The 26,072-nt window shown below is 62.3% G+C and carries 23 protein-coding genes, 1 other RNA gene and 1 riboswitch; of the genes, 9 read left to right on the top strand and 15 right to left on the bottom strand.

The window, feature by feature from the left end; all coding sequences use genetic code 11:
• The first annotated feature begins 49 nt into the window (after positions 1 to 49).
• Positions 50 to 163: riboswitch (SAM riboswitch) on the top strand.
• Positions 164 to 194: 31 nt separating this feature from the next.
• The 3 genes from FDP28_RS06110 (at position 195) to FDP28_RS06100 (ending at position 3,245) form a co-directional block, all read left to right on the top strand.
• Positions 195 to 1,598 carry an aminotransferase class V-fold PLP-dependent enzyme gene (locus FDP28_RS06110; RefSeq protein ID WP_144659825.1) on the top strand — a complete coding sequence of 468 codons (1,404 nt, stop codon included), beginning with the start codon at positions 195 to 197 and terminating at the stop codon, positions 1,596 to 1,598.
• 102 nt (positions 1,599 to 1,700) lie between these two features.
• Entirely contained in the window at positions 1,701 to 2,522 is an 822-nt protein-coding gene (locus FDP28_RS06105) for a class I SAM-dependent methyltransferase (protein ID WP_186313523.1), read from the top strand.
• Between the two features lie 9 nt (positions 2,523 to 2,531).
• Entirely contained in the window at positions 2,532 to 3,245 is a 714-nt protein-coding gene (locus FDP28_RS06100; protein ID WP_144659823.1) for a metal-dependent transcriptional regulator, read from the top strand.
• An 18-nt stretch (positions 3,246 to 3,263) separates the two neighbouring features.
• On the opposite strand, the gene FDP28_RS06095 is transcribed toward FDP28_RS06100, so the two are convergent.
• Positions 3,264 to 4,718 carry an MFS transporter gene (locus tag FDP28_RS06095; protein ID WP_144659822.1) on the bottom strand — a complete coding sequence of 485 codons (1,455 nt, stop codon included), beginning with the start codon at positions 4,716 to 4,718 and terminating at the stop codon, positions 3,264 to 3,266.
• A gap of 31 nt (positions 4,719 to 4,749) precedes the next feature.
• Between FDP28_RS06095 and FDP28_RS06090 the strand changes: the two genes are divergently transcribed.
• Positions 4,750 to 5,124 carry a hypothetical protein gene (locus tag FDP28_RS06090; RefSeq protein ID WP_260842358.1) on the top strand — a complete coding sequence of 125 codons (375 nt, stop codon included), beginning with the start codon at positions 4,750 to 4,752 and terminating at the stop codon, positions 5,122 to 5,124.
• 7 nt (positions 5,125 to 5,131) lie between these two features.
• Here the strand turns inward: FDP28_RS06090 and FDP28_RS06085 are convergent, their stop codons facing one another.
• The 14 genes from FDP28_RS06085 to FDP28_RS06020 form a co-directional block, all read right to left on the bottom strand.
• Positions 5,132 to 6,112 (bottom strand): S1C family serine protease, encoded by a 981-nt coding sequence (locus FDP28_RS06085; protein WP_144659821.1) that lies wholly within the window; start codon positions 6,110 to 6,112, stop codon positions 5,132 to 5,134.
• Between the two features lie 188 nt (positions 6,113 to 6,300).
• Positions 6,301 to 6,669: a transfer-messenger RNA gene (gene ssrA, locus FDP28_RS06080) on the bottom strand.
• 103 nt (positions 6,670 to 6,772) lie between these two features.
• On the bottom strand, positions 6,773 to 7,243 hold the full coding sequence (smpB, locus tag FDP28_RS06075; RefSeq protein ID WP_144659820.1) for an SsrA-binding protein SmpB: 471 nt from the start codon (positions 7,241 to 7,243) through the stop codon (positions 6,773 to 6,775).
• Positions 7,244 to 7,308: 65 nt separating this feature from the next.
• Positions 7,309 to 8,724: a M23 family metallopeptidase gene (locus FDP28_RS06070; protein WP_144659819.1), complete on the bottom strand. Its 1,416-nt coding sequence runs from the start codon at positions 8,722 to 8,724 to the stop codon at positions 7,309 to 7,311.
• Between the two features lie 52 nt (positions 8,725 to 8,776).
• Positions 8,777 to 9,691 (bottom strand): permease-like cell division protein FtsX, encoded by a 915-nt coding sequence (ftsX, locus tag FDP28_RS06065; protein WP_144659818.1) that lies wholly within the window; start codon positions 9,689 to 9,691, stop codon positions 8,777 to 8,779.
• Complete coding sequence (gene ftsE, locus FDP28_RS06060; protein WP_144659817.1) at positions 9,688 to 10,452, bottom strand: cell division ATP-binding protein FtsE; 765 nt, start codon at positions 10,450 to 10,452, stop codon at positions 9,688 to 9,690. The genes ftsX and ftsE overlap by 4 nt, the downstream gene beginning before the upstream one ends.
• Before the next feature lie 187 nt (positions 10,453 to 10,639).
• A complete protein-coding gene (gene prfB / locus FDP28_RS06055; protein ID WP_144659816.1) occupies positions 10,640 to 11,761 on the bottom strand; it encodes a peptide chain release factor 2 in 1,122 nt (373 codons plus the stop codon).
• Positions 11,762 to 11,845: 84 nt separating this feature from the next.
• Positions 11,846 to 12,232 carry a pilus assembly protein TadG-related protein gene (locus FDP28_RS06050; RefSeq protein WP_397321048.1) on the bottom strand — a complete coding sequence of 129 codons (387 nt, stop codon included), beginning with the start codon at positions 12,230 to 12,232 and terminating at the stop codon, positions 11,846 to 11,848.
• A 173-nt stretch (positions 12,233 to 12,405) separates the two neighbouring features.
• Positions 12,406 to 12,939, bottom strand: coding sequence for a hypothetical protein (locus tag FDP28_RS06045; RefSeq protein ID WP_144659815.1), 534 nt, complete (start codon positions 12,937 to 12,939; stop codon positions 12,406 to 12,408).
• Positions 12,920 to 13,318 (bottom strand): TadE/TadG family type IV pilus assembly protein, encoded by a 399-nt coding sequence (locus FDP28_RS06040; protein ID WP_260842369.1) that lies wholly within the window; start codon positions 13,316 to 13,318, stop codon positions 12,920 to 12,922. Before FDP28_RS06040 ends, FDP28_RS06045 begins: the two co-directional genes overlap by 20 nt.
• Positions 13,318 to 13,566, bottom strand: coding sequence for a hypothetical protein (locus FDP28_RS06035; protein ID WP_144659813.1), 249 nt, complete (start codon positions 13,564 to 13,566; stop codon positions 13,318 to 13,320). Before FDP28_RS06035 ends, FDP28_RS06040 begins: the two co-directional genes overlap by 1 nt.
• Before the next feature lie 89 nt (positions 13,567 to 13,655).
• A complete protein-coding gene (locus tag FDP28_RS06030; RefSeq protein ID WP_144659812.1) occupies positions 13,656 to 14,597 on the bottom strand; it encodes a type II secretion system F family protein in 942 nt (313 codons plus the stop codon).
• Positions 14,594 to 15,448, bottom strand: coding sequence for a type II secretion system F family protein (locus FDP28_RS06025; protein WP_144659811.1), 855 nt, complete (start codon positions 15,446 to 15,448; stop codon positions 14,594 to 14,596). The genes FDP28_RS06030 and FDP28_RS06025 overlap by 4 nt, the downstream gene beginning before the upstream one ends.
• Complete coding sequence (locus tag FDP28_RS06020) at positions 15,448 to 16,671, bottom strand: CpaF family protein (RefSeq protein WP_144659810.1); 1,224 nt, start codon at positions 16,669 to 16,671, stop codon at positions 15,448 to 15,450. Before FDP28_RS06020 ends, FDP28_RS06025 begins: the two co-directional genes overlap by 1 nt.
• 277 nt (positions 16,672 to 16,948) lie before the next feature.
• Here FDP28_RS06020 and FDP28_RS06015 point away from each other — a divergent pair, with 277 nt between their 5' ends.
• The 5 genes from FDP28_RS06015 (at position 16,949) to FDP28_RS05995 (ending at position 25,978) form a co-directional block, all read left to right on the top strand.
• Complete coding sequence (locus FDP28_RS06015) at positions 16,949 to 19,693, top strand: GH25 family lysozyme (RefSeq protein WP_144659809.1); 2,745 nt, start codon at positions 16,949 to 16,951, stop codon at positions 19,691 to 19,693.
• A gap of 257 nt (positions 19,694 to 19,950) precedes the next feature.
• On the top strand, positions 19,951 to 21,297 hold the full coding sequence (locus tag FDP28_RS06010; protein WP_144659808.1) for a hypothetical protein: 1,347 nt from the start codon (positions 19,951 to 19,953) through the stop codon (positions 21,295 to 21,297).
• A 164-nt stretch (positions 21,298 to 21,461) separates the two neighbouring features.
• On the top strand, positions 21,462 to 22,271 hold the full coding sequence (locus tag FDP28_RS06005; RefSeq protein WP_260842357.1) for a hypothetical protein: 810 nt from the start codon (positions 21,462 to 21,464) through the stop codon (positions 22,269 to 22,271).
• A gap of 285 nt (positions 22,272 to 22,556) precedes the next feature.
• On the top strand, positions 22,557 to 22,883 hold the full coding sequence (locus tag FDP28_RS20750) for a hypothetical protein (RefSeq protein WP_260842356.1): 327 nt from the start codon (positions 22,557 to 22,559) through the stop codon (positions 22,881 to 22,883).
• A complete protein-coding gene (locus tag FDP28_RS05995) occupies positions 22,883 to 25,978 on the top strand; it encodes a chitobiase/beta-hexosaminidase C-terminal domain-containing protein (protein WP_144660009.1) in 3,096 nt (1,031 codons plus the stop codon). The genes FDP28_RS20750 and FDP28_RS05995 overlap by 1 nt, the downstream gene beginning before the upstream one ends.
• Positions 25,979 to 26,072 lie beyond the last annotated feature (94 nt).

The following is a 26,072-nucleotide window of genomic DNA, read 5'->3' as shown; positions in this document are numbered from 1 at the left end:
ACTCCGTGGCTTTGGACCCTTCCGCGGACGTGCCTTAGCCTTTTTTACAGGTCACGAGTGCCAGCGCTAAACCCCGGTTAGCTGGCCGGCAACCCTCCATTCGCGGTGGGGTGCCCCGGGTGACGACCCGGCCGGTCCGGAACGGATGCGGCAAGCGCGGATCCCCTGAGGGGGTCCCTCTTGAGTGAGGTCCCATGAGCACTGCCACGTTCAACTCAAACATCGTTTCTTCCTTCATCGAAGACTCCCCCACAGCTGCCGCAGCCCGTCCGCTTGCCGCCGTCACCGGCGCGGAACTGCAGGCTCCATTGATCCAGGGCGGCCACGTCCGCTACGCCAACCTTGACTATGGCGCATCGGCTCCGGCACTGACGGTTGTTTCCGCCTACCTCAACGAGGTCCTGCCCTACTACGCCAGCGTCCACCGCGGGGCCGGATTCGCCTCGCAGATCAGTACATCCGTGTATGAGAACTCGCGGAACATCGTCCGTGAGTTTGTTGGCGGCCGTGCCGATGACTCGGTGATCTTCACCCGGAACACCACGGACTCGCTGAACCTGCTGGCTGGCTGCCTGCCCCACCTCGATGGCCAGTTCGCTGGCGAGGTCCTGTACCTGGACATTGAGCATCACGCGAACCTCCTGCCCTGGCAGGGCGTCCCGCACCGCAGCGTCGTTGCGGAGTCCACCTTGGCCGGCACCGTCGGGAAGATTGAAGCCGAACTGGCCCAGGGCGGTATCAGCCTGCTCGCAGTAACCGGTGCCTCGAACGTCACCGGTGAGATCCTGCCGATTGCCCGGCTGGCCTCCCTCGCGCACCAGTACGGCGCAAGGATCGTCGTGGATGCCGCACAGCTCGCTCCGCACCGCCGCGTCAACATCGCAGAGGCGGACGTGGACTACATCGTATTTTCCGGACACAAGCTCTATGCTCCGTTCGGCGCAGGAGTCATTGTGGGCCGCGCGGACTGGCTCGACGCCGGCGTCCCCCATCTGGCAGGTGGCGGTGCTGTCCGCGAAGCCCGCCTGGATTCGGTCAGCTGGGCCACAGGTCCGGCACGGCACGAAGGCGGCTCCCCCAACGTTCTCGGAGCGGCGACACTCGCCCGAGCCACCCAGGTCCTGGCTGGCCTGGACGAGGACGCCTGGCACGCCCACGAAGCCGGCATCCGCAGCTACCTCGTTGAGGGCCTTGAAGCCATCGACGGCGTAACGGTCCACCGGATCTTCAGCGACTCCGAGGACACCATCGGCGTGGTCAACTTCTCCGTCGAAGGATTCGACGCCGGGCTGGTCGCCGCGTATCTGGCCGCCGAGCACGGAGTGGGTCTCCGCGATGGCCGTTTCTGCGCGCACCCTTTGCTCAAGCGCCTGGGCCTGCCGTCGGGATCCCTGCGTGCAAGCTTCGGCGTCGGCTCCCGGTTGGAGGACGCCACAAGGTTGCTCGCCGGCATCCAGGAACTCAAGCGCAACGGCTTGGGCTGGGACTACGTTGTTGACGAAGGGCGCTGGGTTCCCGCCAACGACCACCGCACTTACCCCGAGTGGGCGCCCAACACCCCGGGAACCGCAGGGGCAGCTCCCTGCACTGTCGACTAAAGGGTCACGGTCGGCCGGAAGGCACGGCTGACCAAGCGGGAATCCCGGACCGAGGGTAAATTCGTAGGGTACCTTTTTGGCTATCCCGTGAAGGAGTCCCGCGTGTCCCTGCGCACACCCGAAGGCGCTCCCGGCATACCCGGCCCCGCCGGCCCCCGTGGGCCGAAGCTCCATGCCTCCCGTCGGCACGAGCTAGGCAGGAGCTTCCAGGACGGCGGCGAGCATTACGACCGTGTGCGGCCCGGATATCCGCAGGACTCCGTGGATTGGCTCGTACCCGAAGGGTCAACAACCGCGGCAGATCTCGGCGCAGGTACGGGCAAGTTCACTGCCCTTTTGGCCGGACGCGGACTTGAGGTTGCCGCCGTCGATCCTTCCACCGATATGTTGGAGCAACTGCGCAAGGCGTATCCCGATGTTCATGCAGCGGAGGGAACGGCCGAGGCAACAGGGCTGGCGGACTCAGCATTCGACGTCGTCAGCGTTGCCCAGGCCTGGCACTGGTGCGAACCGCTCAAAGCGAGCACGGAAATCGCACGAATCCTCCGCCCCCACGGCGTCCTGGGCCTGATCTGGAACCAGTTGGACACTTCGGTTCCCTGGGTCCACCGACTTTCGCGCATCATGCATGCCGGGGATGTCCACAAGCCGGGATTCCGGCCAGTTATCGGCCCGGAATTCCAGGGGTTGGAACGCCACCTCACTGAGTGGGAGGATCCGTTGTCACCGGAAGACATCATGGAGCTGACCAAGTCGCGGAGCTATTATCTGCGCGCCAACGAAGCCACACGGGCCAAAGTCATGGGCAACCTGCAGTGGTACCTTTACGAGCACCTCGGCCACGCTCCCGGCGAGACGGTGCAGCTGCCTTACCTGACGCAGACCTGGCGGGCATATAAAGTCCATGATGCCTTGCCACGGTAGGCTTGGAGTGTGAAGACCAGTACGCCCTCCTCCTCGATCGAGGACTACGTCAAGGTCATTTACTCCTATACGGAGTGGCAGGACAAGCCGATCACGTCCTCGCAGCTCGCCCTGCGCCTTGGCGTCGCCAACTCCTCGGTGTCCGAAATGGTGCGCAAGCTCAAGGACCAGGGCCTGGTTGACCACCAACCCTACAGCGCCATCCGTCTGACTCCGGAGGGCATGCGCCTTGCCCTTTCCATGGTCCGCAGGCACCGCCTCATCGAAACCTACTTGGTGGAAGAGCTCGGCTACAGCTGGGACGAAGTCCATGACGAGGCCGAGATGCTGGAGCATGCGGTGTCCGATACCTTCATCGAACGCATGGCCGCGAAACTCGGCCATCCCGAACGCGACCCGCATGGTGATCCCATCCCCGCGGCTGACGGCACCGTGGAGCTGCCGCATGCCTACCGAATGAACGAGCTCGACCAAGGTCACTCGGGCCGCATCACCCGCATCAGTGACGACAACCCGGATCTCCTGAGGTATCTGGCTGCTGAGGATATTCCACTGGACGCTCCCGTGGAGGTCATGGGACGCAAGCCCTTTGGCGGGGCTTTGGTGGTCAGGATCGGAAGCGGCCAGAACGGACGCGAATTTGATCTTGCCGATGAAGTCGCCTCTGCTTTATGGGTTCAGAGCGCAGGCCCCCATCCAGGCTGCGTGCTTCCAGCCCGCTGACGTCAGCGGCACCAATGGTCAGCTGCGCTGCCCGGCTGCACCGCCGTCGTCGGACGCTGCACCAGGTTCACGGTCAGCGGCGGCTGCCGCCGGGGCCGAGGGGTTGCGGATCCCGACGGCGGACGCGACGGCCCCGGCCAGGAACAGAACCGCTGTTGCCACCAAAGCGTTGTAAAGCCCTTGCCTGGTGAACACCGGCCCCACGATCACGCCGGCGAAAGCGATGGAGATCAAGCCCGCGATGCGGGCGACGGCGTTGTTGACCGCCGATCCGATCCCGGCTTCGCTCTGCGGTACGGCTCCAAGGATGGCTGCCGTCAGCGGTGCAACCAGCGTCGCCAGCCCAATGCCGAAGACGATCTGACCTGGCAGCACCTGCGTCCAGTAGTTGAGGGGCTCCTGCACCGACAGCGACATCAGGAAGCCCACACCGCACAGCAGCGGTCCGGCCGTCATGAACCAGCGGGGACCGTATTTGCCGGCAAGACCACCGAAGTACGACGCTCCGACCATTAGAATGACTGTTCCCGGCAGCAAGGCAACACCAGCTACCGTGGCACCCAGCCCGCCAACCTGTTGCAGATAGATTCCCATGACGAAGAAACCCAGCGAGATCCCGGCGTAGATGGCCAGCGTTGCCAGGTTCCCCCAGCCGAAATTCCGAATGGCGAACAGCTCCAGCGGGAGCATGGGATCCGCGGTGCGGCCTTCATGGAGCAAGAACAGGACCATCGCCAGCACACCCAGTGCCAGGGGCACCCACACTTGGGGGCTGCCCCACCCCAGGCGACCCTGTTCAATGAACGCGAAGACCGGTCCGCCCAGGCCGACCATGGCCAGGAATGCGCCAAGGTAGTCGATCCGTTTGGTCCTGTCCCGGGCAGCGTCTGATGAACGAAGACCCGCGAGCACCGGCCAGATGGCCACTGCCGGAACCACATTGATGAAGAAGATGACACGCCAGGACAGAAGGTCCACGGCGGCGCCACCGATCAGGGGAGCAACGATTGCCGCTGCGCTGGTCCACCCCGACCATTGGCCGATGGCCTTCGACTGTGCGGGGCCGGAGAACGAGGTAATGATCATCGCCAACGAACTTGGCACCAGAAGTGCGCCCGCAATCCCTTGCAGGGCCCTCGAAACCACCAGGACTTCGCCGGTCCACGCCAAACCACAGAGCATGGATGTCACAGCAAAGCCTGCCAGGCCCCACTCAAGGATCCGTGCCCTGCCGAAATGGTCGGACAAGGAACCCGCCACGAGGATCAACGCCCCCAGCGTCAGCAGATAGGCGTCAACCACCCACTGCTGGATGACCAGGCCGCCGCCCAGTTCCCTGCCGATGGCCGGCAGTGCGAGATTCACCACAAAACCGTCCAGGATGGCAATGAAGGACGCAACGATCGCCACCACGAGAACCCGTTTTTGCAGAGGGGTACTCGGGGGCAAGGCAGGAGCGTCAGTCATGAGCACAGCCTACGCCCGCCACGTCCCGTATCGTTGAATGGTGATCAGCAGACGTGATGCCGCCTTGGCCCTTGATATTCCGATGGAAATGGCCCAGCGCCACGGCATTCCCTCCCGCCTCTCCGAGGCCGATCTTCGTCAGCTGCAGGACAATCCTCCGGCCTGGCTGGTGCAGTCACGCGCCAACCGAACCGGAAAGCGGCCCATCTGGGTCCACCTCAGCTGCGCGGTGTGCGGTTACACCGAGGCTGTCCGCCCCAAGAAGTGGTGGCCTGACTTTTCTTTCGTCTACTGCCGAACCCACAGGAACAACGAGCTGCCCAAGCTTTTCCTTGGTGAAGTCCGGAGTGAGTACGACGGCGTGGGCAGCCGCTTTGTCGGGGTCGTGGACGTGCCGGAGGACAAGGCCTGAGCTGCCGTCACTGCTGACTCATTTCCGAAGGGAAAGCCGTCAGCTGAACGGTCTTGCCATCCCGGAGCACTGTCAACGGGAAAGGTTGCCCGATGGCTCCCTCAAAGAGCAGCTTCTGGAGGCTTTCCGCGCTGGACACTGCCCGGCCCTGCGCCCGGAGCACGAGGTCGCCCGGCAGCAACCCGGACTTCTCGGCAGGTGAATTGGCAATGACCTCCACCACCCGCAAGCCTTCCTTTTGGCCTGTCCTCACCACGGCGCTGGCGTCGAGCGGGATAGGAGTGCTCACCAGTCCCAGATAGGCCCGGCGGACGCGGCCGTCCCGCAAGAGCGAGCCGATGATGCGTTGGGTTGTCGCATTGATGGGCACGGCCAGGCCGAGTCCCAAGCCCGCGACAGCGGTGTTTATCCCCACGATCCGGCCCTTGGTGTCCGCCAACGCACCTCCCGAGTTCCCGGGGTTGAGGGCCGCGTCGGTTTGGATGACGTCCTCGATGACCCTCCTGTGCTCGCCGGCCCGGACGGGAATGGACCTTCCCAAGCCGCTCACTACGCCGGCGGTCACTGACCCGGCGAGTCCCAACGGATTCCCGACTGCAATCACCAGTTGGCCCACGCGCAGGGTGTCGGCATCGCCCAGCAGGGCCGGTGGAGGGGTGGACTTGAGGCCACGTACAACGGCAAGGTCGGACAAGGGATCCGCCCCCACAAGTTCAACATCCGTCTGCTTGCCGTCAGCGAAAACAGCCCTGCCGGATTGGAGTCCGGCAACAACGTGGGCGTTGGTGAGCATGTACCCGTCCGCGGTGAAGACCACTGCGGAGCCGCTGCCGACGCGGACCTGGCCCCGGCGCCCCGTACTCATCATTTCGATGGCGGCAACATGGGGCGTTACGGACTCCGCCACCCTGATCACCACCCGCGAGTAGTCGTCGAGGGCCTGCCCCTCGTCCGGTTCCTCCATTGCGAAATCCGGCTCGATGCTCATCCTGTGCCTCCCGCTGACTGACCAGCGCTGCCTGCCGTCACACCCGGCGAAGCGCCTATCCACTTCAACGGTCGACACCGCGCCGGTAGTCCTGTGCGTGCTACGCCGTGGGTGAACGCCTGGATCGCGGCACTTGGCCCGGAGCACAACAAAGCCCCTGGACCGCGAGGATCCAGGGGCTTTGCCAAGGGTGGAGATGGGGGGAATTGAACCCCCGTCCGATGTCGTGTTGTCAGGGCTTCTCCGGGCGCAGTTCGCGTCGGATTTTCTCGGCCCCAGCCATCCTGCGAACAGGTGGCTGATCCGGGCCCAGTCATCTAAAAGTCCCGTTTACCTCAATGACGAAGGCAAACAGCAGTGGCTATCTAAATGACGCCAGGAACCGGGGCGATAGCAACCCCGGGCTGACGGACTGTCTTACTGCTTAGGCAGCGAGAGCGAAGTCAGTGCGCTTAGATTCGGCACTTATTGGTTTGCAGACAGCGTTTACGAGATAATTCTGCATCCTCGGCCCGCTTCACCTGTCGCGACTAACATCGTCGAAACCGATCATCCCCGTATTTTGTTACCAAACCCGGCAAGAACCATGTAGGTCCCTGTCGGACTACCAATCATAACGCATTCAGCCGGCTTGTCATTCCCACTGGCGCCGTGCGTGTTCTAGCGCCGGTTGCGCTCACGCAGCTCGCGAAGGGATTCGCGCTTGTCCTGCTGCTCGCGCAGCGTCTGCCGCTTGTCGTAGTCCTTCTTACCTCGGGCGATGGCGATTTCCACCTTGGCCCGTCCGTCCAGGAAGTACAGCTGGAGGGGCACGACAGTAAAGCCCGACTCACGGATCTTGTGCGAGATCTTGTTCAGTTCCTCGCGGTGCAGCAGGAGCTTGCGACGACGGCGGGCGGCGTGGTTGGTCCAGCTCCCCTGGTTGTATTCGGGAATGTGGATGCCTTCCATCCACAGCTCGTCGTTGTAGAAGGTGCAGAAGCCATCGACCATGGAGGCATGGCCTTCACGGAGGGATTTCACCTCCGTACCCATCAACGCGATGCCGGCCTCGTAGGTATCGAGGACATGGTAGTTATGCCGGGCCTTCCGATTGGTGGCCACTACCTTACGGCCACTTTCCTTGGGCACGGTAGAACTCCTTAGTAGATGCGGATTTGAACCAGTGTACGCCAGCGGAGGCGCATTTTCGGACCCTAGAGGAGGGTCATGGGATCCACCGCTGTGCCATTGAGCCACGTCTCGAAGTGCGCGTGGCAACCTGTGGAGTTACCGGTGCTCCCGGAATAGGCAATGAGCTGGCCCTGCGCAACCCTCTGTCCGTTCGCCACCACGATGCTGCTGTTGTGGTAGTAGATGGTGGTCAGCGAGTTTCCCTGCACGACGCCGTGGGACAGCTTAACGCGCCACCCACCTCCATCGGCCGAGTTCCATCCTGAATTGAAGACCTCGCCCGCCGCCGCGGCGTAGACAGGCGTTCCACAGGCGGCGCCGAAGTCGATGCCTGTGTGCATGTAACCGCCGGTGCCGTAGAAATCGATGGTTCCTGGCGGCGTCGCACGCCATCCGAAGCCGGAGGTGATGGGAACGTAACTGGCGAAAGGATGACGCAGGCCAAAGGCCGACGGCGACCCGGCAGCAGGCGGGACGTACGGCGTTTCGGGAGGGGCGGGCCGGCCGGCGGCAGCGGCTGCTGCGGCGGCCGCTGCTTCTGCTTCCGCCGCGAGGCGTCGCTGTTCTGCTTCCCATGCTTCGCGCAGCTTCCGGTCACGCTCCACAATCTCCGCAGCAACAGAGTCCTGCTCTGCCTTTACACGCGCGAGGTTTGCTTCAATCCCGGGCTTTGCTGCCTGCAGCTGTCCATTCAGGCGCGTCGTGTCCTCGATCAGCTTGTCGACTTCGGCCTTTTTACTGGCGGCCTCGTCCCTCGCCGATTTTTCCCGTTCAAGCGCGGCGTCAGCCTTGGCCTTCAGGTCCTGGATTTCTTCCTCGACTGCCACGAGTCTCGCTTGCGAGTTCACGTTGGTGGCATTTTGCTGGGTCAGCTTGGTCATGGCCGCGTTTTGGCTGCGCATGGCCTGATCTGCCAAATCCATGGATTCGGTCAGATTTCCGGACTCGCTGGAGCCGAACAACAGGGCGACGTTGGTGGGGACGCCACCGGACTTATAGGCCTGGGAAGCGATCTGTCCGATCAGTTTCTTGGTATCGCTGATCTTTTGCTTGTCGTTTTCCAGCTGCTCCGTGATTTTGGCCTTGTTCTGCTGGGCCAGCTCGACGCGGGCGGCCAGGGCTTCGACTTCCTTGACCGCACTTGCAACGCGGCCCTGTGCCTCGAGCAGAGCCTGCTGGGCGCCCGGTAGGCGGCCCTGGTAGATCACGAGGTCGCCTGCGGCTTTGGCGATGTTCGCGTCGACAAACTCCAAGGACGCCTGCACCCGTGCTGCCTCCGCTTCCAGTGCGGCTTGCTGGTCATCCAGGTTGTCGGCATGGGCTGTCGGCGTTCCGGACAGCAGACTGACGGCAAGCCCGACGGCGAGGACGGCACCCAGCATCCGTGCCTGGCCCGAGGCAAAGCGCCTCCGCAGGGAAATGGGGTCCAACGTGGTCATCAGGAGTCCTTTTCGATTGCAGCAGTGGAAAGTCCGGCGAACAGCGGCATGGCTATACCTTCAGGTATTTCCGGAGTGTCAACAGCGACGAGATCCCCGCCAGCCCGGCACCCAGTGCGATCAGCACGGGTGCAATCACCAGGACCTGGGTGGAGGAGATGAACGGGGTGTTCAGGAATTGCTTGGAGAGGTCGCCGTTGAGCCAGAAGTGGGCCATCAGCCACAAAGTCACAGAGGCCAAAACCGCACCCACGACGGCGGCAATGACACCTTCGAGGATGAACGGCAGCTGGATCACGGTTTTCGAAGCTCCCACGAGCCGCATGATTCCGGTTTCCCGCCGCCTGCTGAAGGCCGACAGCCGGATGGTGGTGGTGATAAGGAGCACCGCACAGAAAATCATCACCGCGGCGACACCTACCGCAGCCACCGAGGCTCCGTTCATCCAGGAGAAGATACGCTCCAGGACCTGTCTCTGGTCGCTGACCGTCTCCACTCCGGGCTGGGAGGAGAATGTTTCACTGATGATCTGGTACTTCTCGGGGTTCTTCATGTTGATGCGGAACGAGGCCGGCAACTGGTCCTCGGACACCGAATCAACGATTGGAGAATTGGAGAACTGCTCCTTGAAGTGCTTGTAGGCCTCGGCCTGTGACTCGAACTGGAAATCATTGATGTACTGCTTCACGGCAGGTGACTCCAGCATGGCCCGGACGTTGTCCTGCTGCTCCTTCGTCGCCGGCCCCGAGGCGCAACCGACCGCCGTCGAGCCGTCATTGCAGAGGAACACGGCTACCTGGACTTTGTCGTACCAGTAGCCCTTCATCTGGTTGATCTGCATTTGCAGCATGCCCGCTGCACCAACGAAGGTCAGGGACACAAAGGTCACCAGGACCACGGAAATCACCATGGACAGGTTCCGGCGCAGCCCGCTGCCGATTTCCCCCAGAATGAAAAGGAGCCTCACAGCTGTGCCCCCTGAGCGCGGTCGAGTTCCTCGCCACTGGCATCCTTGAGCCTGCGCGACTCGCCTACTACCGGAATCATGGACGTGTACAGGGCCTTGGCCTCATCGCGAATGACTTTTCCATTCTTCAGTTCCACCACGCGGCGGCGCATTTCGTTCACGATGTCGTCGTCGTGGGTAGCCATGACCACGGTGGTGCCGTTTTGGTTGATCTTGTCCAGGACGCCCATGATTCCCATCGAGGTAATGGGGTCGAGGTTTCCGGTGGGTTCATCAGCAAGCAGGATCCCGGGACGGTTTACGACGGCGCGCGCGATCGCCACACGCTGCTGCTCACCGCCTGAGAGTTCGTGCGGCATGCGCCGTTCCTTGCCTTCAAGGCCAACAGTCTTCAATACCTCGGGGACGGTTTCGCGGATGATGGAACGGCTCTTGCCGATGACCTGCATGGCGAAGGCAACGTTGGCGAAAACATTCTTTTGCGGCAGCAGGCGGAAATCCTGGAACACGACACCGATGCCGCGACGCAGCTTGGGAACACGCCAACTCGAAATGTTGGCAACATTCTGGCCCGCGACGTAGACGGACCCAGCTGAGGCTTTGTCTTCCTTGAGGATCAACCGGAGGAAAGTGGATTTGCCTGAGCCCGAGGCGCCCACAAGGAACGTGAATTCGCCGCGGTTGATCTCAAGGCTGACAGAATCGAGCGCCGGTCGGGCATTCTGCTCGTAGACCTTGGTGACATTCTCAAATCTGATCATGGCCCTTAGTACCCCGCCGGACATGACATTAGTCGCCCAGTCCAACAGCCGGTGCGCGGGCTTTCGATGGGGGAAGTGAGAGCACCGGCCATTCGACTATACGCACGGGCGTGCCCGCATCCTGCGGCTTTAGGGGGCGTGTCGCCGAATAAACGAGGAGCCTGGAAGGCCGCTGGCAGCTGCCTGCTTAGGAGCTGGCTGCGGCGTTGCGGTTACCTGTCCGCCAGCGGATACCGGCATCGATGAAGTCATCGATGTCGCCGTCGAGCACAGCTGACGTGTTGCCCACTTCGTGTTCGGTCCGCAGGTCCTTGACCATCTGGTAGGGGTTCAGGACGTAGGAACGCATCTGGTCGCCCCACGATGCCTTGACGTCTCCGGCCAGGGCTTTTTTCTCGGCGTCCTGCTGTTCCTTCTTAAGCAACAGCAACCGGGACTGCAGCACCCGCATGGCCGCCGCGCGGTTTTGGAGCTGCGACTTTTCGTTCTGCATGGAGACCACAATCCCCGTGGGAATGTGCGTCAATCGTACTGCGGAGTCAGTGGTGTTGACCGACTGCCCGCCCGGACCGGACGAGCGGAAAACGTCGACACGGATCTCGTTGTCGGGGATATCGATGGAATCGGTCTGCTCGATCAGCGGGATGACCTCGACTGCCGCAAAGGAGGTCTGCCGCCGGCCCTGGTTGTCGAAGGGACTGATGCGTACCAAGCGATGGGTGCCGGCCTCCACGCTGAGGGTGCCGAAGGCGTACGGTGCCTTGACCTCGAAGGTGGCCGATTTCAGGCCTGCTTCTTCAGCGTAGGAGGTGTCCATCACCGTGGTGGGGTAGCCGTGGCGTTCGGCCCATCGCAGATACATCCGCATCAGCATTTCAGCGAAGTCGGCTGCGTCCACGCCGCCTGCTCCGGCCCGGATGGTCACGACGGCCTCACGCTCGTCGTACTCCCCCGAGAGCAAGGTAACAACTTCAAGTTCAGCCAGGGCCTTGCGGATGGATTCCAGCTCCTTGGCAGCTTCAGCCAGGGATGCTTCATCGCCCTCGTCCTGGCCCAGTTCGACCAAGACTTCGAGATCGTCGATCCTGGCCTCAAGCTTTTCCAGGCGTTCGACTTCCGACTGCCGGTGGGACAGGCGGGAGGTGACTACCTGCGCTGAAGCGGGGTCGTCCCAGAGATCCGGGGCTCCGGCTTGCTCGCTCAGTTCGGCGATTTCAGCTTTGAGGGCATCAACGTCGGTGACGTTCTCGATGGAGCTGTACGTTGCTCGAAGGGCGCGGATTTCTGCGGGAAAATCTATTTCAGCCATGGTTATCCCAGCGTACGCTATCGGCCGGGCTGCTCTGGCGGTTGCCCACGCGACCAACCCATCATTACTGCGTTCAGCCGCTGATTACTGCCTCAGCCTTGAGCGCGCAGTTGCCTTCGCCTCAATGACAATCCCATCGGGAACCAGGAAGCTGACCACCGGCGGATGTGCCACAGCCCTGAGGACCACAACGGCGGTGCCCCCGGGTTCGCTCCCGGTTCCCTGCGCTACCACCAAATGGTCATGCGCGGCAAAAGCTTTGCTCTTGTCCAGATAAGACTCCGCCGTGGCCAATACCCGGTCATCGGCCAGTGATACGGCAGGCACGTTCCCGCCTTGAAGGTCCTCCACCAGGTACGAGTCTGCTGCCGCGAGCGCGGCACCGTCGGCCAGCGACAGGAGCTTCTTGTGCTCCAGATACATTGCGGACGCCGCCATCACCACGGTGGCCAGAAGGAGGGCCAACAGCACGTATCCAAGAATGAGCACGGTGATTTGTCCGTCGTCGCCGGGCCTGCTTGGGCCCCGGAATCGGCGTGGGGCCCGGAGCCGGCTTGGGTCCCGGAGCCGGCGCCCCGTCCGGACTGCGTTGCCGGGACTGGCCGTGGGGGCAAAACCCGAGGTTTGGCCTGCGCCTGCGCTGCTCACTGGAATCGTCCCACGATTTGGGTGGCGGAGGAGCTCAATCTGCTGGCGTCCAAATGCAGTTTGTCCCCGAACGGAACCATCGGAAGAGGTACGTCCAAGCGAACCGTCACGGTTACGCCCGCCCCGGCCGCGAGGCAGTCTTCCTGATCGCAGGCAATCTCCACCGTTGCCTGTTCGGCCGTGTGCCCGTAGTCAGCCAAGGCCACCACAACTGACTGCTCAGCCGCAAGCTTGGCCCGTGCCGGATCCGCCTGGCTGACGAAAACCTTTGCCGCTTGGTCTGCCGCCCCGACCACGCCAAACGATGCCCCCTGGATTTGCCCGATGGTCACGACGAAGTAGACCAGTGGCACCATCAGCAGGATGGCCAGGAAGGTGAACTCGACGACCGCACTCCCCCGTTGTCTTTCGAAGCTCCGGGAACCAGGTTTGCTATCAGACGACATTTCGGCCAGGCACAGCGCATGGCGTGCCCTTTGCCGGAGTCCCCGCCCGGCGACCCCTGCGCGTTCAGCCAGGAAGCGCAGCATGTCCGCGCACCTCCATCAATCCGCCAGGTCCCAGCAGCCCCAGAACCGGCATCGGTGCCCTCACCGAAATCTCCAGCGTGCGGATGCCCTCGATGTCCACTTCTTGGGTGGTGACATCCTGCGCGTATCCTGCGTTCAACGCAGACGTGATCAGCTCGACTGTTCGGGCTTCGGCATCCGAGGGTGACCGGTCGGCCAGTGCGCCGTAGCGCGCTCCCGACGCTGCGGCGTCTATGAGCGTATTGCGGACATGGAGTATCAGCATGAGCTGGATGACTGACATGCAAAACACGGTCAGCAGTGCTCCGACCAGCACGAAATCGACCACAGCCGACCCCCGTTCTGCGGCGCACCGGTCCTGCCGCCCCAACGCACGAATTACTTGCCCACCTTTGCCATGGCCTGAGTGAACATGTCATTCAAAGCAGGCGTAGCCAGGGCGAGAAGGCCGGCAACCAGCGCAGCGGACATGAGGGTGATCATGACCCATCCAGGCACGTCTCCACGCTCTCGTTCCGCAAGGCCAGGGACTGCCCGAAGGACAACGCTCATGAGTCGGTTCCGGGCCGGGAGAGTCCGGACTGATGCTGTGGACGCAATGGACGACGTGCTTGCGATGATTTTCATGGTTTCCCCAATCGTGGTGGTGGTCTAATGACATTTGTTGCCAGAGCGGACTGAAGGGCAGGAGCCCGGCCCGTGTGCGGCCGTCGGCCTCAGAGGCTCAGTTGCAGGGCCGCGATGGCAGGAAACGCGGCGAATAAAACCGTGAGAGGCAGGACGCCGAAAACGAGTGGCACCATCATGGCTATTTCTTTCCGGCCCGCCGATTCCATCAATTCACGTTTCGCGGCATCCCGGACATCGGCAGCCTGCGCCCGTAGGACGTCGGCCAGTGGAGTTCCACGCTCCACAGCGACCACCAAGCCATCGAAAAACCTGACCAGCGGAGGCAACTCTGCCCGACCGGAAAACGCTTGGAGCGCCTCAGCAAGTGGCTTTCCCGATCGGGCATCCGCGAGGATCAAACTGAACTCCCTGGAGAGCTCCCCCTTGGAGGTGCGGCTTACCCGGTCCATGGCCCCCAACGCGCTTTCACCGGCCGCCACGGCCAGCGCCATGAGCTCCGCGAGGCTGGGGAACTCCGACAACAGTCTTCTTTCGCGTCGTCGTATCCGCTGGCCGAGTACAAAATCGCGGAGCACGTAGCCCCCGAGGGCACCCCCGATCACGGCCACGAATGAAAGGACGGGACTGAACTGTCCGGCTGCGGCACGGACCGCGATGACCAACAATGCCAGGATCACGCCGCCACCGCCCCAGAGAATCTGTTCAACCCGGAAATCAAGGATTGATTTCGTGGAACCCGAACGGGCAAGCCGCTTTGAGGCGGCCGCTGTCCCGATATTCAAGCGCGATATTGCGGTCATGGCATCCCGGAAAAAGGGACGTAGTATCCGTTCCAACGGCCCAAAAGGGGTGAGGTCTTGTTCCGGGTATGCCAGTAGGCGGGATTCGAGATTCCTGGCCTTCAACTGTGGGCTGATGCGCTCGGAAAAAGACACCCTGCGCATGAACGGCAGACGCACCAGGATCAAACAGAACCCGGCTCCAAGCAGCACTCCCTCAAATACGGCCAAAGCCAATGACGTGCTCATCGAAGGACTCGCTCATCATCAGGCAATGCACCGACGCGGAGCATTAATGAGTAACAGAGCACCGAGACCAGCAAGCCACCCAGGAGCACCATTGCACCCTCCGCTGAGTTATAGGCCAGCATCGCCTCCGGTCGGCTGGCCATCATCACCAGTACTATCCACGGTGCTGCCACCGCCAACCGGGCGGCATTGACGGTCCATGATTGCCTGGCCTCCAGTTCGCTGCGGGTCCGGGCGTTGTCCCTCAGGAAGTCCGACAAGGTCCCCAACATACGGCCCAGGTCAGATCCCCCCACCTCGCGGGTCATTCGCAGGGCTTCAAGGATGCGGTCCGCAACAGGATCTGCGAGCCGGGCTTTCAGCCTGTCCAGGGCTTCCTCAAAGTGCCCTCCAGCGCGGTAGTCGGAGCCAAAGTCAAGGAAGAGCGATCTGAGCTCTTCCGGGCCCTTGGAACCGAGCTGGATGAGGGCCTCGGGCAGAGAAAGGCCAGCACGAATGGCTGAACGCAGGTGGTCCACGACATCAGGCCACAGCAAACGCAGCGACGCACGCCGCCTTCGCGCCCTCCACCGAACAATCGCCACTGGCACCCAGGATCCGAACAATCCGAAGCACAGCGAAACTGCGGGAGATCCTGTAGCGACGTAAAAAATAATCGCTGCTGCCAGGCCAAAGCCTCCGCACGTCAGGAGCAGTGCGGGTCCTGTCACTCGTTCCATCCCTGCCGACAGAAGCAGCTGCTCCAAGCGACGCCGCTTGTTTTTTCCAAGCCGTGGAGCTGGCGGCTCCCACGTGGACCACCAGATAAGGAATAGCCCGAAGCCGCCTAGAATCCCCAAGAGCGGCGCCATCAGTTCACCTCGAGCAGGGCGGAGACGTCGAAGCCTGCGCGGGCGAATTTTTCGGCAGCCGGCATCGCATTTGGTCTCGGTTGAAGCTGGCCCGCCGTCATCCCAAACACAGTGGAGGACTCGATGATCCCGTTTTCCACCCGCCTGCCCAAAGCAAGGACTTCGGTGACTTGCCTTCGCCCCGAGGGATGCCGGCCACAGTGGACCACAAGGTCGATACACGAGGCCACAGTGGGAACGACGAAGGCGCTGGCGATGTTGGCCCCGGCCAGCAGGGGCAGGGTGCAAATCTTGGTGACGGCGTCATGTGCCGAATTCGCGTGTACGGTGCACATGCCCGGCAGGCCTGAGTTCAAGGCGATCAGCATGTCCAGGCTTTCAGCTTCGCGGACTTCGCCAACAATCAATCTGTCCGGCCGCATCCGCAGGGCTTCCTTGACCAGTCTGCGGAGTGGGATCTCGCCTTCACCTTCCAAGTTCGGTTGACGGCATTGAAGTCCGATCACGTCACGCAAAGGAAGCTGCAGTTCAAAGATCTCTTCAACAGTAATGACGCGTTCCCGCGAACCGATGTGGGCGCCAAGGCAATTGAGCATGGTGGTCTTGCCAGCCTGCGTGGCCCCGGAAACAAGAATGTTGAGTCCACTGGCTACGGCTGCACCGAGAAACCTCGCCGCCTGGGGTGACAGGCTGCCAAGTTCAACGAGGTGCTCGAGCCTGCTTGCCCGGGCGGTGAACTTTCTGATGTTCACGGCCCAGTGCCTCCTGGTGATGTCAGGGATGGCGACGTGGAGCCTTGACCCGTCCGGGAGCGCTGCATCAACGAAGGGCGATGACAAATCGAGCCGGCGTCCGGAAGTCTTCAGCATTCGCTCGACCAGATCGCGGACTTGCTGCTCGCTCAGACTAACGGTGGTTAGCTCGGACTCGCCGTTACGGGCCACATAGACCTCATGGGGAGCGTTGATCCAGAGTTCTTCGATGGCATCGTCATCAAGGAACGGCTGCAGCGGCCCGAAGCCCGCGACGGCGTCAAAAATGAGGCGACGGGCAGTCTCAAGATGACCCAAAGGAGGAAGCGGAGCAAGCAGCGCGCGCTCGTCGTAATCCCTGACCGCCTCATCCACCAGGGAGCGGACGTCCGCGGCCCGTTCCAGGGGATCCAAGCCACGGCGCCGGATCAGTTCCCGGACCTCTCCCTCGACGATCCTTACTGCATCCACAGCTCTCCCCAATGGTCATGATGGCGTAAACGAGAGGCGCATCTCGAGTGATTTACGCTAAGTGAGCCAGGGGGCCGCCTCAAGTCTGTCGGCGCGGTATGTGGATAACTTGGAATCGCCAGTCACAACAGCACCGTCAATCCCACTAGTCACTCCTGTTTCAGGATGTTAGGGTAAAGCCCGTTAGGAGCTGGCCTATGGTCTCACGCGCAGGCGCCCGAAGCTTGTCCCTAAGCCACACCATGCACCGCTGAGCCGCGGTACAGGGCCGGATGTGATGATGAAACATAAATTGATGGTCCCGGCGGGACGCATTCCCTTGGCGCGCGTAGGGCTGGCGCTGGCCGTCGCCCTTACGGCAGGCAGTTTCCTTGGAGCGCCTGCTTGGGCCCAAACCCCGGTCCCCCAACCGGCGCCAGCTTCCGGAGCTCCGTCACCAGGATCACCCCAGGGCCCCAAACCAGCAGGTAACGGCCCCGCGTCGTCTCCGGCCGAAAACAGCCCTCCCCCCGGAAAGTTGCCTGACCAGCAAGCGCCGATCACCGGCGTCGAACTTTCTCCTGGCGGCGCGACCACGCCCGCGCCCGACACCGACAGCAAAGCAGAAGCGCAGACCGCACAGCCCAAGGCGATGCCGGGCAATGCGCCGGATGCTGAAACCATGAAGGCCGCGATGCGCGCTGCCATCCCGGCCGGCGGTGCAGAAATGGGCCAGCGCTCGCCCAGGGTCGTCACCGCCAAACAAAGCAAGGATGCGGCTGCACCTGCACGCGCCAAATCCGTCGGTGGTGCGGTCCAGGCGTTGGTACCGATGGCAGCCGATCCGGACCATTGGCGTCCCACCATCGGGATCCAAGGCCAGGACGTCAGTGCGCATCAGGGCAATGTCGACTGGTCAAGCCAATGGAGCCAGGGCTCGAGGTGGGCCTACGTCAAGGCCTCCGAAGGCAACTACTACCTCAACGAAAACTATGCCCAGCAGTACAACGGGTCCCGGAATGTTGGCATGGTCCGCGGCGCGTACCACTTCGCCATCCCGAACTGGTCGTCGGGGGCTGACCAAGCCCGGTACTTCGTGGCCAACGGAGGCGGCTGGACGGCAGACGGCTACACCCTCCCGCCCGTCCTGGACATTGAATACAACCCCTATGCCGGACGGACCATCAACGGCTTCTACTTCGGCAACACCTGCTATGACATGTCCAAGGCCCAGCTGGGTCAATGGGCAGCCGACTTCGGCAACACCGTCAAGGCACTGACCGGCAGATTCCCCGTCATCTACAGCACCACCGACTGGTGGAACACCTGCGTGGGCAACAGCACCTTTGGAAGCTACCCGCTCTGGATCGCCTCCTACTGGAACAATCCCACCAACTCGCCCGGATCCTTGCCGGCCAGTTGGAACGACTACTTCATGTGGCAATACAGCAGCACCGGTCCTTTCGAAGGTGACTCCAACATCTTCAATGGCACCTACGACGAGCTCCGTACCTTTGCACGCGGCGTGGCTGCACCCTCGAATCCCTCGATCCGATCCGGTGCGGATGTGCTGGCAGCAATGCCCTCCGGACGACTAGACAACTTCCCCGCCGACGGGCAAGGACGAATATCCGGCCCGGTCACCATCGGCTCCGGCTGGGGCAACGCCCTCTCCGTCCATGTTGTCGACTGGAACCAGGACGGTGTCCAGGACATCCTGGCCCAATGGGCGGACGGAACCCTTCAGGTCTATCGGGGTAACTCCGCGGGCGGCTTCAGTACACCCATCCAAGTGGGCAGCGGCTGGCAGGAAATGTCCCTGGCTGCCGGATGGTGGAACTCAAGGGATGCCTTCCCCGGTGTCATTGGACAGGACGGTGACGGCAACCTGTACCGGTATCAAAATGCCTCTGGAGGCGCCCTGGGTGGCGGCGTCCAGATCGGCACTGGTTTCAGCGGGCACCAGTTCAACCTTTTGGATTTCGACGGCGACGGCAGCCAGGACCTGGTCTCAAGGACCGGCGACGGAACCATGCGGCTGTATCGAAGCAACGGGCTTGGCTCGTTCGTTTCAGAGCCTGCACGGGTCATTGGCAACGGGTGGTCGGCCATGACGTCGGTCAGCTCCTCCGCGGGCTTCAATGGTGCGGGTTCACAGGGGCTGCAGGCTCGGGCTGCCAACGGCGACCTCTACTATTACCCGGCCGTGGGAGGTTCCTGGGGCAACCGCTTCCTGACAGGCTTGGGGTGGAATGACGCCATGCTTATAGGCGGCGCCCCGGTCAATGTTGAGAGCACCCTGGGCGTTGACGAGCCCGATGTCCTGGCCATTCGGCAGGACGGCAACCTGTATCGGTACGCGGGTTCAGGGTCGGGCTCCCTGAACTCCCCTGAGCTCATCGGAACGCAATGGACCGGGTTGAAGGCCGGTTTCCTCACCGACTGGAATGGCGATGGCGCTTTGGACATCCTCGCGCAATGGAGCGATGGAAGGCTGAGCCTGTACCCGGGCCTGCAAGGCCGGGGCTTCGGCGGGCCCATCAGCCTCGGCACAGGCTGGCAGGACTGGACCCTCACGGTAGGACGGTGGAAGAAGTCCGATACCCGACCGGGAATCGTGGGTTATGACCCGGCCGGCCGTTTGTTCCAGATCAGCAATCCCTCCGGCGGTGCCTTGGGAACCCGTACCCAAATCGGAACGGGCTGGTCAGGCCTGGACATCGTTCAAATGGACTTCGATAAGGACTCCAACGCCGATCTCCTGGCGAAAAATGCCACGGGCAACCTCATGCTCTACCGATCCAACGGAAACGGGGCTTTCATCACGGAAGCTCCGTCAACCGTCGGGACGGGATGGAATGTCATCAACAGTTACGGAGCCATCCGCGGATTTGCGGGAGCGAACACAACCGGAATCATCGGTCGAACAACCGGCGGTGAACTTCGCTACTACCCCGTCGGGCAAAACCGTACATGGGGCTCGCCCAGCGTGATCGGGTCCGGCTGGGGTGGCCTGAAAATCCTCTCACCAGCTGCAAGGTAGCCGAAAGCACGGAACGCCCTGTCGGGAAGGGCCCGCAAACTCCGGAATGGAGCGTGCGAGCCCTTTCCGTTTTTTCGCCGGAAAGCGTCGGAAATGAAACAAATGATGTCCGCTGCAATGGATAGGCGTCATATCCGAACATTGCGTGGTCTAATGAAGGTGGTCTCACGTTTTGGCTGTTCAGCGCAATGGGAAACGGGCTTTGTTTGGGGGCAAACGAAGGTCACCACGAGCGCACAATCAAGGAGTGATCTTTCATGGCGTTTACCGTTTCTACGGCCAAGGTCAGCATTTCCCCGTCCATCGATGTCAATCCGTACATGGCGGGGTACGGGACCCTCGACGGTGGTCGCGAGGCCACCAGCAGCGCACCTTACGAATCCCTGTGGGTCCGCGCGATCGTACTGTGGGAGGACGGCTCGCCGAACCTCATCATGAGCGTGGACATACTTGCTTTACCGCGCTCAATCCATCAAAGCGCCAGGGCAAGGATCCTTCAGCTGGCCAACTGGACCAACGGTGACATCCTGATCCAGTCGACCCACACGCATAACGGGCCTGTAGTGGTTGACACCCTTCACCCGTTCATGTGCTACGGGCTATCTGACTTGTCGATGGTGGAAACCTACAGCCAGCACCTCGAGGACGACCTCGTGGACGCGGCCCAGCAAGCGCTCAACAACGCACAGACAGCGGTCACGCTCGACTACAAGGTCACGACGGCGAGCATCGCCTACAACAGGGCGGGTTTGCCGTACTTGGAAGACACTGTCCCCGTTATCGTCGCGCGCCGCTCGAATGGCAAAGCGCGGGCCGTGATTTTCAATTACGCGTGCCATCCTGTGGCTGCCGGCATGCGCACACTCTTCGACGGAGATTTCCCCGCCGGGGCTTGCAACTACATCGAAAACAACAATACGAATTGCTTTGCCCTGTTCCTCCAGGGCGCGGCAGGCGACCAGAATCCCATGGGCGAACCCAGCTGGGACCTTCGCGACGAATATGCCACCAAACTTGGTTCAGCCGTGTCGATCGCAATGCAGACGCCTGGTCGAACCATCGGCAGTCCGCTCCAGACAAGCTACAAAGAGATCCAAATACCGCTGGACATCACGCCCACCGCTGGAAACCTTGCGGCGGTCAGGGCGGCCTACGCTTCACGTCTGCCGAACCTCGACGGCAACCCTGCGTGGTACGGACGCCACGCCCAGGTCATGATCGGGCGGATCGACAGCGGCAGCTACGCAACGACCGTAACGTGTCCCTTCCAGGTCTGGAAGTTCGGCGGCAGCCCGCAACTGAAAATCGGCATTGTCGGCGGTGAGCTGGTCAGTGGATACGCAGCCTATTTCCGCTCGAAATACGGTGGAGCGAATGCCGTCATCGTGGGCGGCTACGGTAATGAGTCTTGCTACTACCTGCCGAGTGCGCAGTTCTTGCCACCATACTCGGTGGGCGGAAGTTACGAGGGTGGATGGGATCCGGACTATCCCGGGATCGCTGGCGGCTCAATGACCGTCTACGGCCACATCGCCCACTTCGTGGGTGGCACAGGCGGCGTGGAGGCCACCATTATCAACACCCTGAATTCCATGCTCGCCTAGGCACGCAGGGATTTTGAAGGCCTTGGCTCTCGGCCAAGGCCTTCAACGTTCCGTTACTCCTGCGTCACCTGCCGCACAAACCGTAGCGGTATCGATACCCGATTCGCCGGGCATTCCATTGACCCGGCTGACCGCTCCGGAGAACCATGGAGCTGGAGGCCCTGATGCGTTTTCACTACCTTTCAGCAGCAGCTGCAGCTGTGCTGCTGCTTGCCTCGGGCTGTTCCTCGGCGCCGGGAGCAACACCCACGACTTCCGCCACCTCCTCATCCCCCACCACTTCGACGTCCCCGCCGCAGTCCGCACCGCCGTCGGAAACTCCAGCGGAGCCAAGCAGCGAACCTGGCGAGGGCAGCGGACAGGGTGCCGGGGACCCGGATGACTCGGGCCGCTTCTCCTACTCCTGTACCAGCCTCAATGCAGTGCCCGACACAACTTACTCGAGCCTGGCCGAGGTCTGGGCCTCATCAGGCTACGTGCGCATGGACTCTTGTACAGCCAGCTACCAAGGTCCACAGCCCTACGAGCCCACGGAGGATGAAGCCAGGATCATCGCCATCGCCGCACCCGGAACGGACCCCTCCCAGGGTCTGGAGACCTACTTGGCGGCGTTGGGACTCTGCACACGGGTCAGCGATGATTCGGCGTCGCAAATCTTCGGCGGCAGCAGCCGCCAGCTCCTGCAGGCTGCCAGCCAGCTTTGCCCTAAAGCACCCCAGGGAAAAATCATTGCCCTGTGGGCCGCCGGGGCCCGCGCTGGTGACGGCCAGCATGCAGTGGGCGACGGCGGCCTGGCCGCCGGCAGGTTTCATCTCAGGAAAACGCCCCCGGAAGGCTGCACCTGGAGTGTCACAGGCCCGGATGGTGGCCAAAAGGCGGCTGGTGGCGCCGTCGAAGGACAAGCCGGAATTCTTCTTGCAGAAAAAGACGTCTTAAGTAGTGACAAATGCGGAATATGGGAGAAGATGGAGTAATGCAGCCGGCAACGGCTGGGGCGAACATCCAACTGCATGCGGAGCTGGGGAGCATCCGAATGAAGTGGGGATCCCTCGGTGGATATGCCAAGACGCGCTGTCGTCCAGTTTGGCCTTGCCGGTCTCGTTCTTACGGGCTGCTCTGTCCAAGTAACGCAAAATGTTGAGCCGTTCCGGCTGGGCGTAACGAATGCCGGCGATGCCGACACTCCTCGTCCCGAAAGACCGGAACCGGTAAAAAGGTACAAATTTGACTGTCGCGGGGCGGATGGAAATTCGCTCGCAGTGCTGTCAAGCCTTCCGGAAGTCTGGGCCAACACCCAGTACAAGAAATTCGCTGATGTCCGCGTCGCCTACGTCGGTCCGCAGCCCCAGGTCCTTGAAGCCGAGGAAAACGCTGCCGTCAACGTCGCTATTGAAGCCGGGGCCTCCGGCAACCGGGCGGATATCTGCCTGGCGATAGTCAAGGCATGCACCCGCAGCAATCCCCCCACCATCAGTACCGCCCTCTACGGTCTCGGCGGCCCGCCCATCGTCAAGGGGGCCCTGACTTTGGCTCCCATGGCACCACAGGCGGCAGTCCTGACCAAGTGGCTGAAGGAAGTGGCGTGATGGAACAGCCTGCAGCCCGTATCTTCACCCCCAGCCTGCTCCGCGGCAAGAAGCTGACAACAATCGTGGCCGCAGCGGCTCTGGCCGTTGCCGGAATGACCGCCGTCGTTTCCAGCACCCCGGCCTTCGCCGACCAACAGCGTCAGGTGGTCGGCACCGGCCTTACCAAGGCTGCCGGTACGGTGGTGGACCCCGTCGGCAAAGTATGGGTCTCCGACAGTGTCGCCGGCTTCTGCCGTATGTCCGAGCCAGTCAACGGGCAACCCGGCGCCGTGGAAAAGGACACCTGCCTGGGCGGTAGCCTGCCCGGATCCGGGCAAGGTGCAAAGGTGCCCGGAGTCGCCACCATCTACGATCCCACTCCCGCCAAGATCGGCAGCGGTGACGAGATAGCGTTCATTCCTGACGCCTCGGTGGGAAGCTCGCATTTGGTCCGCGCCGAATGGAGCCCTTCCCTTAACCGCTTCGAGTACAGCAGCACACTCTCCATCCTGGATGGAGATGTCAGGCCGAACGCCGTCAGCGACGGACCCGACGGCAACATCTACCTTTCATTTGCGAATGCGCGGTCCATCATCAAGATCGTTGATCCGACCATCAAGCACCCGAGCATCGAAACCATCGCCTCGGTCACCACGAAGGCCCTTGGCCTCGTAGCCGCTGGCTGGGACAGCAACGGTCACGTCAGCGTCTACGTGCTGGAAACCACCGGGCTTCGGGCCTTTTCAGCCCCGGACGACGGCGACATGACCAACTACGTGCCGCTGGCGTCCTACAACGTTGGCGTCGCATCGTCGATCTACTACGACTACGATGCGCACATCATCTACACAGGCACGAGCACCGGCACCACTGCGGCCGATGCCGGCAAGGACAAGGTGTCACGACTGAACCTCGATACGGGGGTTGTTGACAACTCCTGGGCACTGGGCTTCAGCAAGATCAGTGGCCTGGGCATGCGCGGCGGCCAGCTGCTGGTCTTGGATGATCCCGGACAACTGAATGCGACTCCGGCTACCGGCCAAGGAAAGATGAGCCTCCTGGGTGGAGTCATAGCCCAGATCACCTCCGGGCCGACCTTGGCAAGTGGCGCGCAGTCACCTAACCCCGCCTTCACCAACGACACCACACCAACGTTCGGTGTCAGCGCGGATCCGAGCGGCAGCGCTTTGGAATGCTCCGTCGGTGGAGCCTGGACGGATTGCACCAGTGGCACGTACACCTCAGCTGTACTGGCCAACGGACCGCAGACCTTCTCGGTACGGCCAGCTCCGGGAGGCGTTCCCGTTTCGCGGACGTTCACCGTGGACACCGTGGCCCCTGCTGCGCCTGTCTTCACCGCACCGAACAGCGGACAGGTGGTGAACGGCAAACCAGTACTCGGCGCGACCTTCGAAGCCGGAACCACGCTGAGTTGCTCGGTTGATTCCACGGCGGACGCTGATTTCAAGGCCTGCGTACCCGGTGACACCTTCACGCTGACCACAGAAGGTGCGCACACCCTGCGCATCAGGAGCACGGATGCCGCCGGTAACGTCGGCCCCGCTGCTTCCTTGAACGTGACAGCGGACCTGACGGCTCCGCAGGTGGCAATCACGGCTCCGGCCAGTGGCGCCACAGTGGGTGCCGGATACCAGTTCCAGTTCGCCTCGACTGCACCGGACGTGGCCGGATTCCGCTGCCGGCTGGGGACAGATGCCTTCACGGCATGTACCTCCCCCAAGGTTTACGCCGACATCGCCAACGGTCCGAACAGGTTCGAAGTTGAAGCCCGGGACGCTGCGGGGAACACGACGGTGGCCGGCGTGAACTTCACGGTCTTCATCGCTGACACAACACCACCAACCGTGACGGCGGATCCCGTTGCAGGCACCTACGGCCCCTCGAGCAAGATCACGCTCACGGCCAATGAAGCGGGCGCGAAGATCTACTACACGGAAGATGGCAGCACACCCAATACGGCCAGCACGCTGTACACCGCTCCCATCGCAATGGGCAGCAAGACGCTCAAGTACATTGCGGTGGATACTTCGAACAATGCCTCTGCGCCACAGACGCAGGTGTACGTACTGGACAACGTTGCGCCGACTGTAACTGCCAGCCCCCAGGGCGGCAACATCACCCTGGGACAAAGCGTCACGCTGACGACAGAAGCCGGGGCAAAGATCTACTACACCACCGATAATTCCACCCCGACTGTTTCCAGCCAGGTTGGAACCACAACGGTGACGATCACGCCCACGGCAACCACCACGGTGAAGTACTTTGCCGTTGACACCGCAGGAAACCAATCGGCGGTCGCCTCGCAGACCTACACCGTGCCGCCGGCCCCCGCCAACACCTGGAAGGACTACAACTCGGACGCCAAGAATGACGTCCTGGCCCGGGATTCCGCCGGAACACTGTGGCTCTACCCAGGCAACGGGACAGGCGGTTGGCTGGGCAAAGTCAACACGGGTACCTCCTGGAACAACTACAACCTCATCATTCCTACAAGGGACTTCAGCGGAGATGGACGCAGCGATGTCTTCGCCCGGGATGCTGCCGGACAACTGTGGCTCTTCAAGGGCAACGGAACAGGCGGTTGGCAGCCGGCGGTATCGGTGGGAAGTGGTTGGAGTGGAATGACGGCCGTCGTCGCTCCCGGTGACTTCAGCGGAGATGGCAAATCCGACCTTCTTGCGAGGGACGCCTCGGGCGTGCTGTGGCTCTACAAGGGAGACGGCCTGGGCAAGTTCACCGCAGGGTCAACGCAGGTCGGGGCCGGCTGGAACGTCATGAATGCCATCTTCAGCACCGGCGATTTCAACGGCGATGGCAAGACCGACGTGATTGCCCGGGATACCGGCGGCGCCCTGTGGCTGTATCCGGGCAATGGCACCGGTGGCTGGGGCAGCCGCTCCCAGATCGGCAGCGGCTGGGGTGGCATGACTGCCCTCCTTGGCCCAGGCGATTTCAATGGCAACGGCAAGCCCGACGTCCTCGCCAGGGATGCCAACGGCAATCTGTGGCTCTACCCAGGCAATGGCACCGGTGGGTGGCTTGCTTGGGGACAAGTAGGAACAGGATGGCAAGGATTCACGTCGCTCCCCTAGTGGACTGAACCGCCAGCTTGCCGTTTCGAGGGGTGCATCGGAGAATATCCGGTGCACCCCTTTCGTTGGCTGCGTTCCGTGAGCACACCGTGCT

Origin of the sequence: Paenarthrobacter nicotinovorans, assembly GCF_007670255.1 — a bacterium.
Taxonomy (GTDB): domain Bacteria; phylum Actinomycetota; class Actinomycetes; order Actinomycetales; family Micrococcaceae; genus Arthrobacter; species Arthrobacter nicotinovorans_B.
The sequence above is the reverse complement of the archived record's forward strand: the minus strand, read 5'-3'. Positions and strand labels throughout refer to the sequence as shown.

Excerpts from the sequence above, each read along its gene's own strand:
- FDP28_RS06110 (WP_144659825.1), top strand. The coding sequence starts at position 195 with ATGAGCACTGCCACGTTCAACTCAAACATCGTTTCTTCCTTCATCGAA.
- FDP28_RS06090 (WP_260842358.1), top strand. The coding sequence starts at position 4,750 with ATGGTGATCAGCAGACGTGATGCCGCCTTGGCCCTTGATATTCCGATG.
- FDP28_RS06085 (WP_144659821.1), bottom strand. The coding sequence starts at position 6,112 with ATGAGCATCGAGCCGGATTTCGCAATGGAGGAACCGGACGAGGGGCAG.
- FDP28_RS06070 (WP_144659819.1), bottom strand. The coding sequence starts at position 8,724 with ATGACCACGTTGGACCCCATTTCCCTGCGGAGGCGCTTTGCCTCGGGC.
- ftsE (WP_144659817.1), bottom strand. The coding sequence starts at position 10,452 with ATGATCAGATTTGAGAATGTCACCAAGGTCTACGAGCAGAATGCCCGA.
- prfB (WP_144659816.1), bottom strand. The coding sequence starts at position 11,761 with ATGGCTGAAATAGATTTTCCCGCAGAAATCCGCGCCCTTCGAGCAACG.
- FDP28_RS06045 (WP_144659815.1), bottom strand. The coding sequence starts at position 12,939 with ATGCTGCGCTTCCTGGCTGAACGCGCAGGGGTCGCCGGGCGGGGACTC.
- FDP28_RS06035 (WP_144659813.1), bottom strand. The coding sequence starts at position 13,566 with ATGAAAATCATCGCAAGCACGTCGTCCATTGCGTCCACAGCATCAGTC.
- FDP28_RS06030 (WP_144659812.1), bottom strand. The coding sequence starts at position 14,597 with ATGAGCACGTCATTGGCTTTGGCCGTATTTGAGGGAGTGCTGCTTGGA.
- FDP28_RS06025 (WP_144659811.1), bottom strand. The coding sequence starts at position 15,448 with ATGGCGCCGCTCTTGGGGATTCTAGGCGGCTTCGGGCTATTCCTTATC.
- FDP28_RS06015 (WP_144659809.1), top strand. The coding sequence starts at position 16,949 with ATGATGAAACATAAATTGATGGTCCCGGCGGGACGCATTCCCTTGGCG.
- FDP28_RS06010 (WP_144659808.1), top strand. The coding sequence starts at position 19,951 with ATGGCGTTTACCGTTTCTACGGCCAAGGTCAGCATTTCCCCGTCCATC.
- FDP28_RS06005 (WP_260842357.1), top strand. The coding sequence starts at position 21,462 with ATGCGTTTTCACTACCTTTCAGCAGCAGCTGCAGCTGTGCTGCTGCTT.
- FDP28_RS05995 (WP_144660009.1), top strand. The coding sequence starts at position 22,883 with ATGGAACAGCCTGCAGCCCGTATCTTCACCCCCAGCCTGCTCCGCGGC.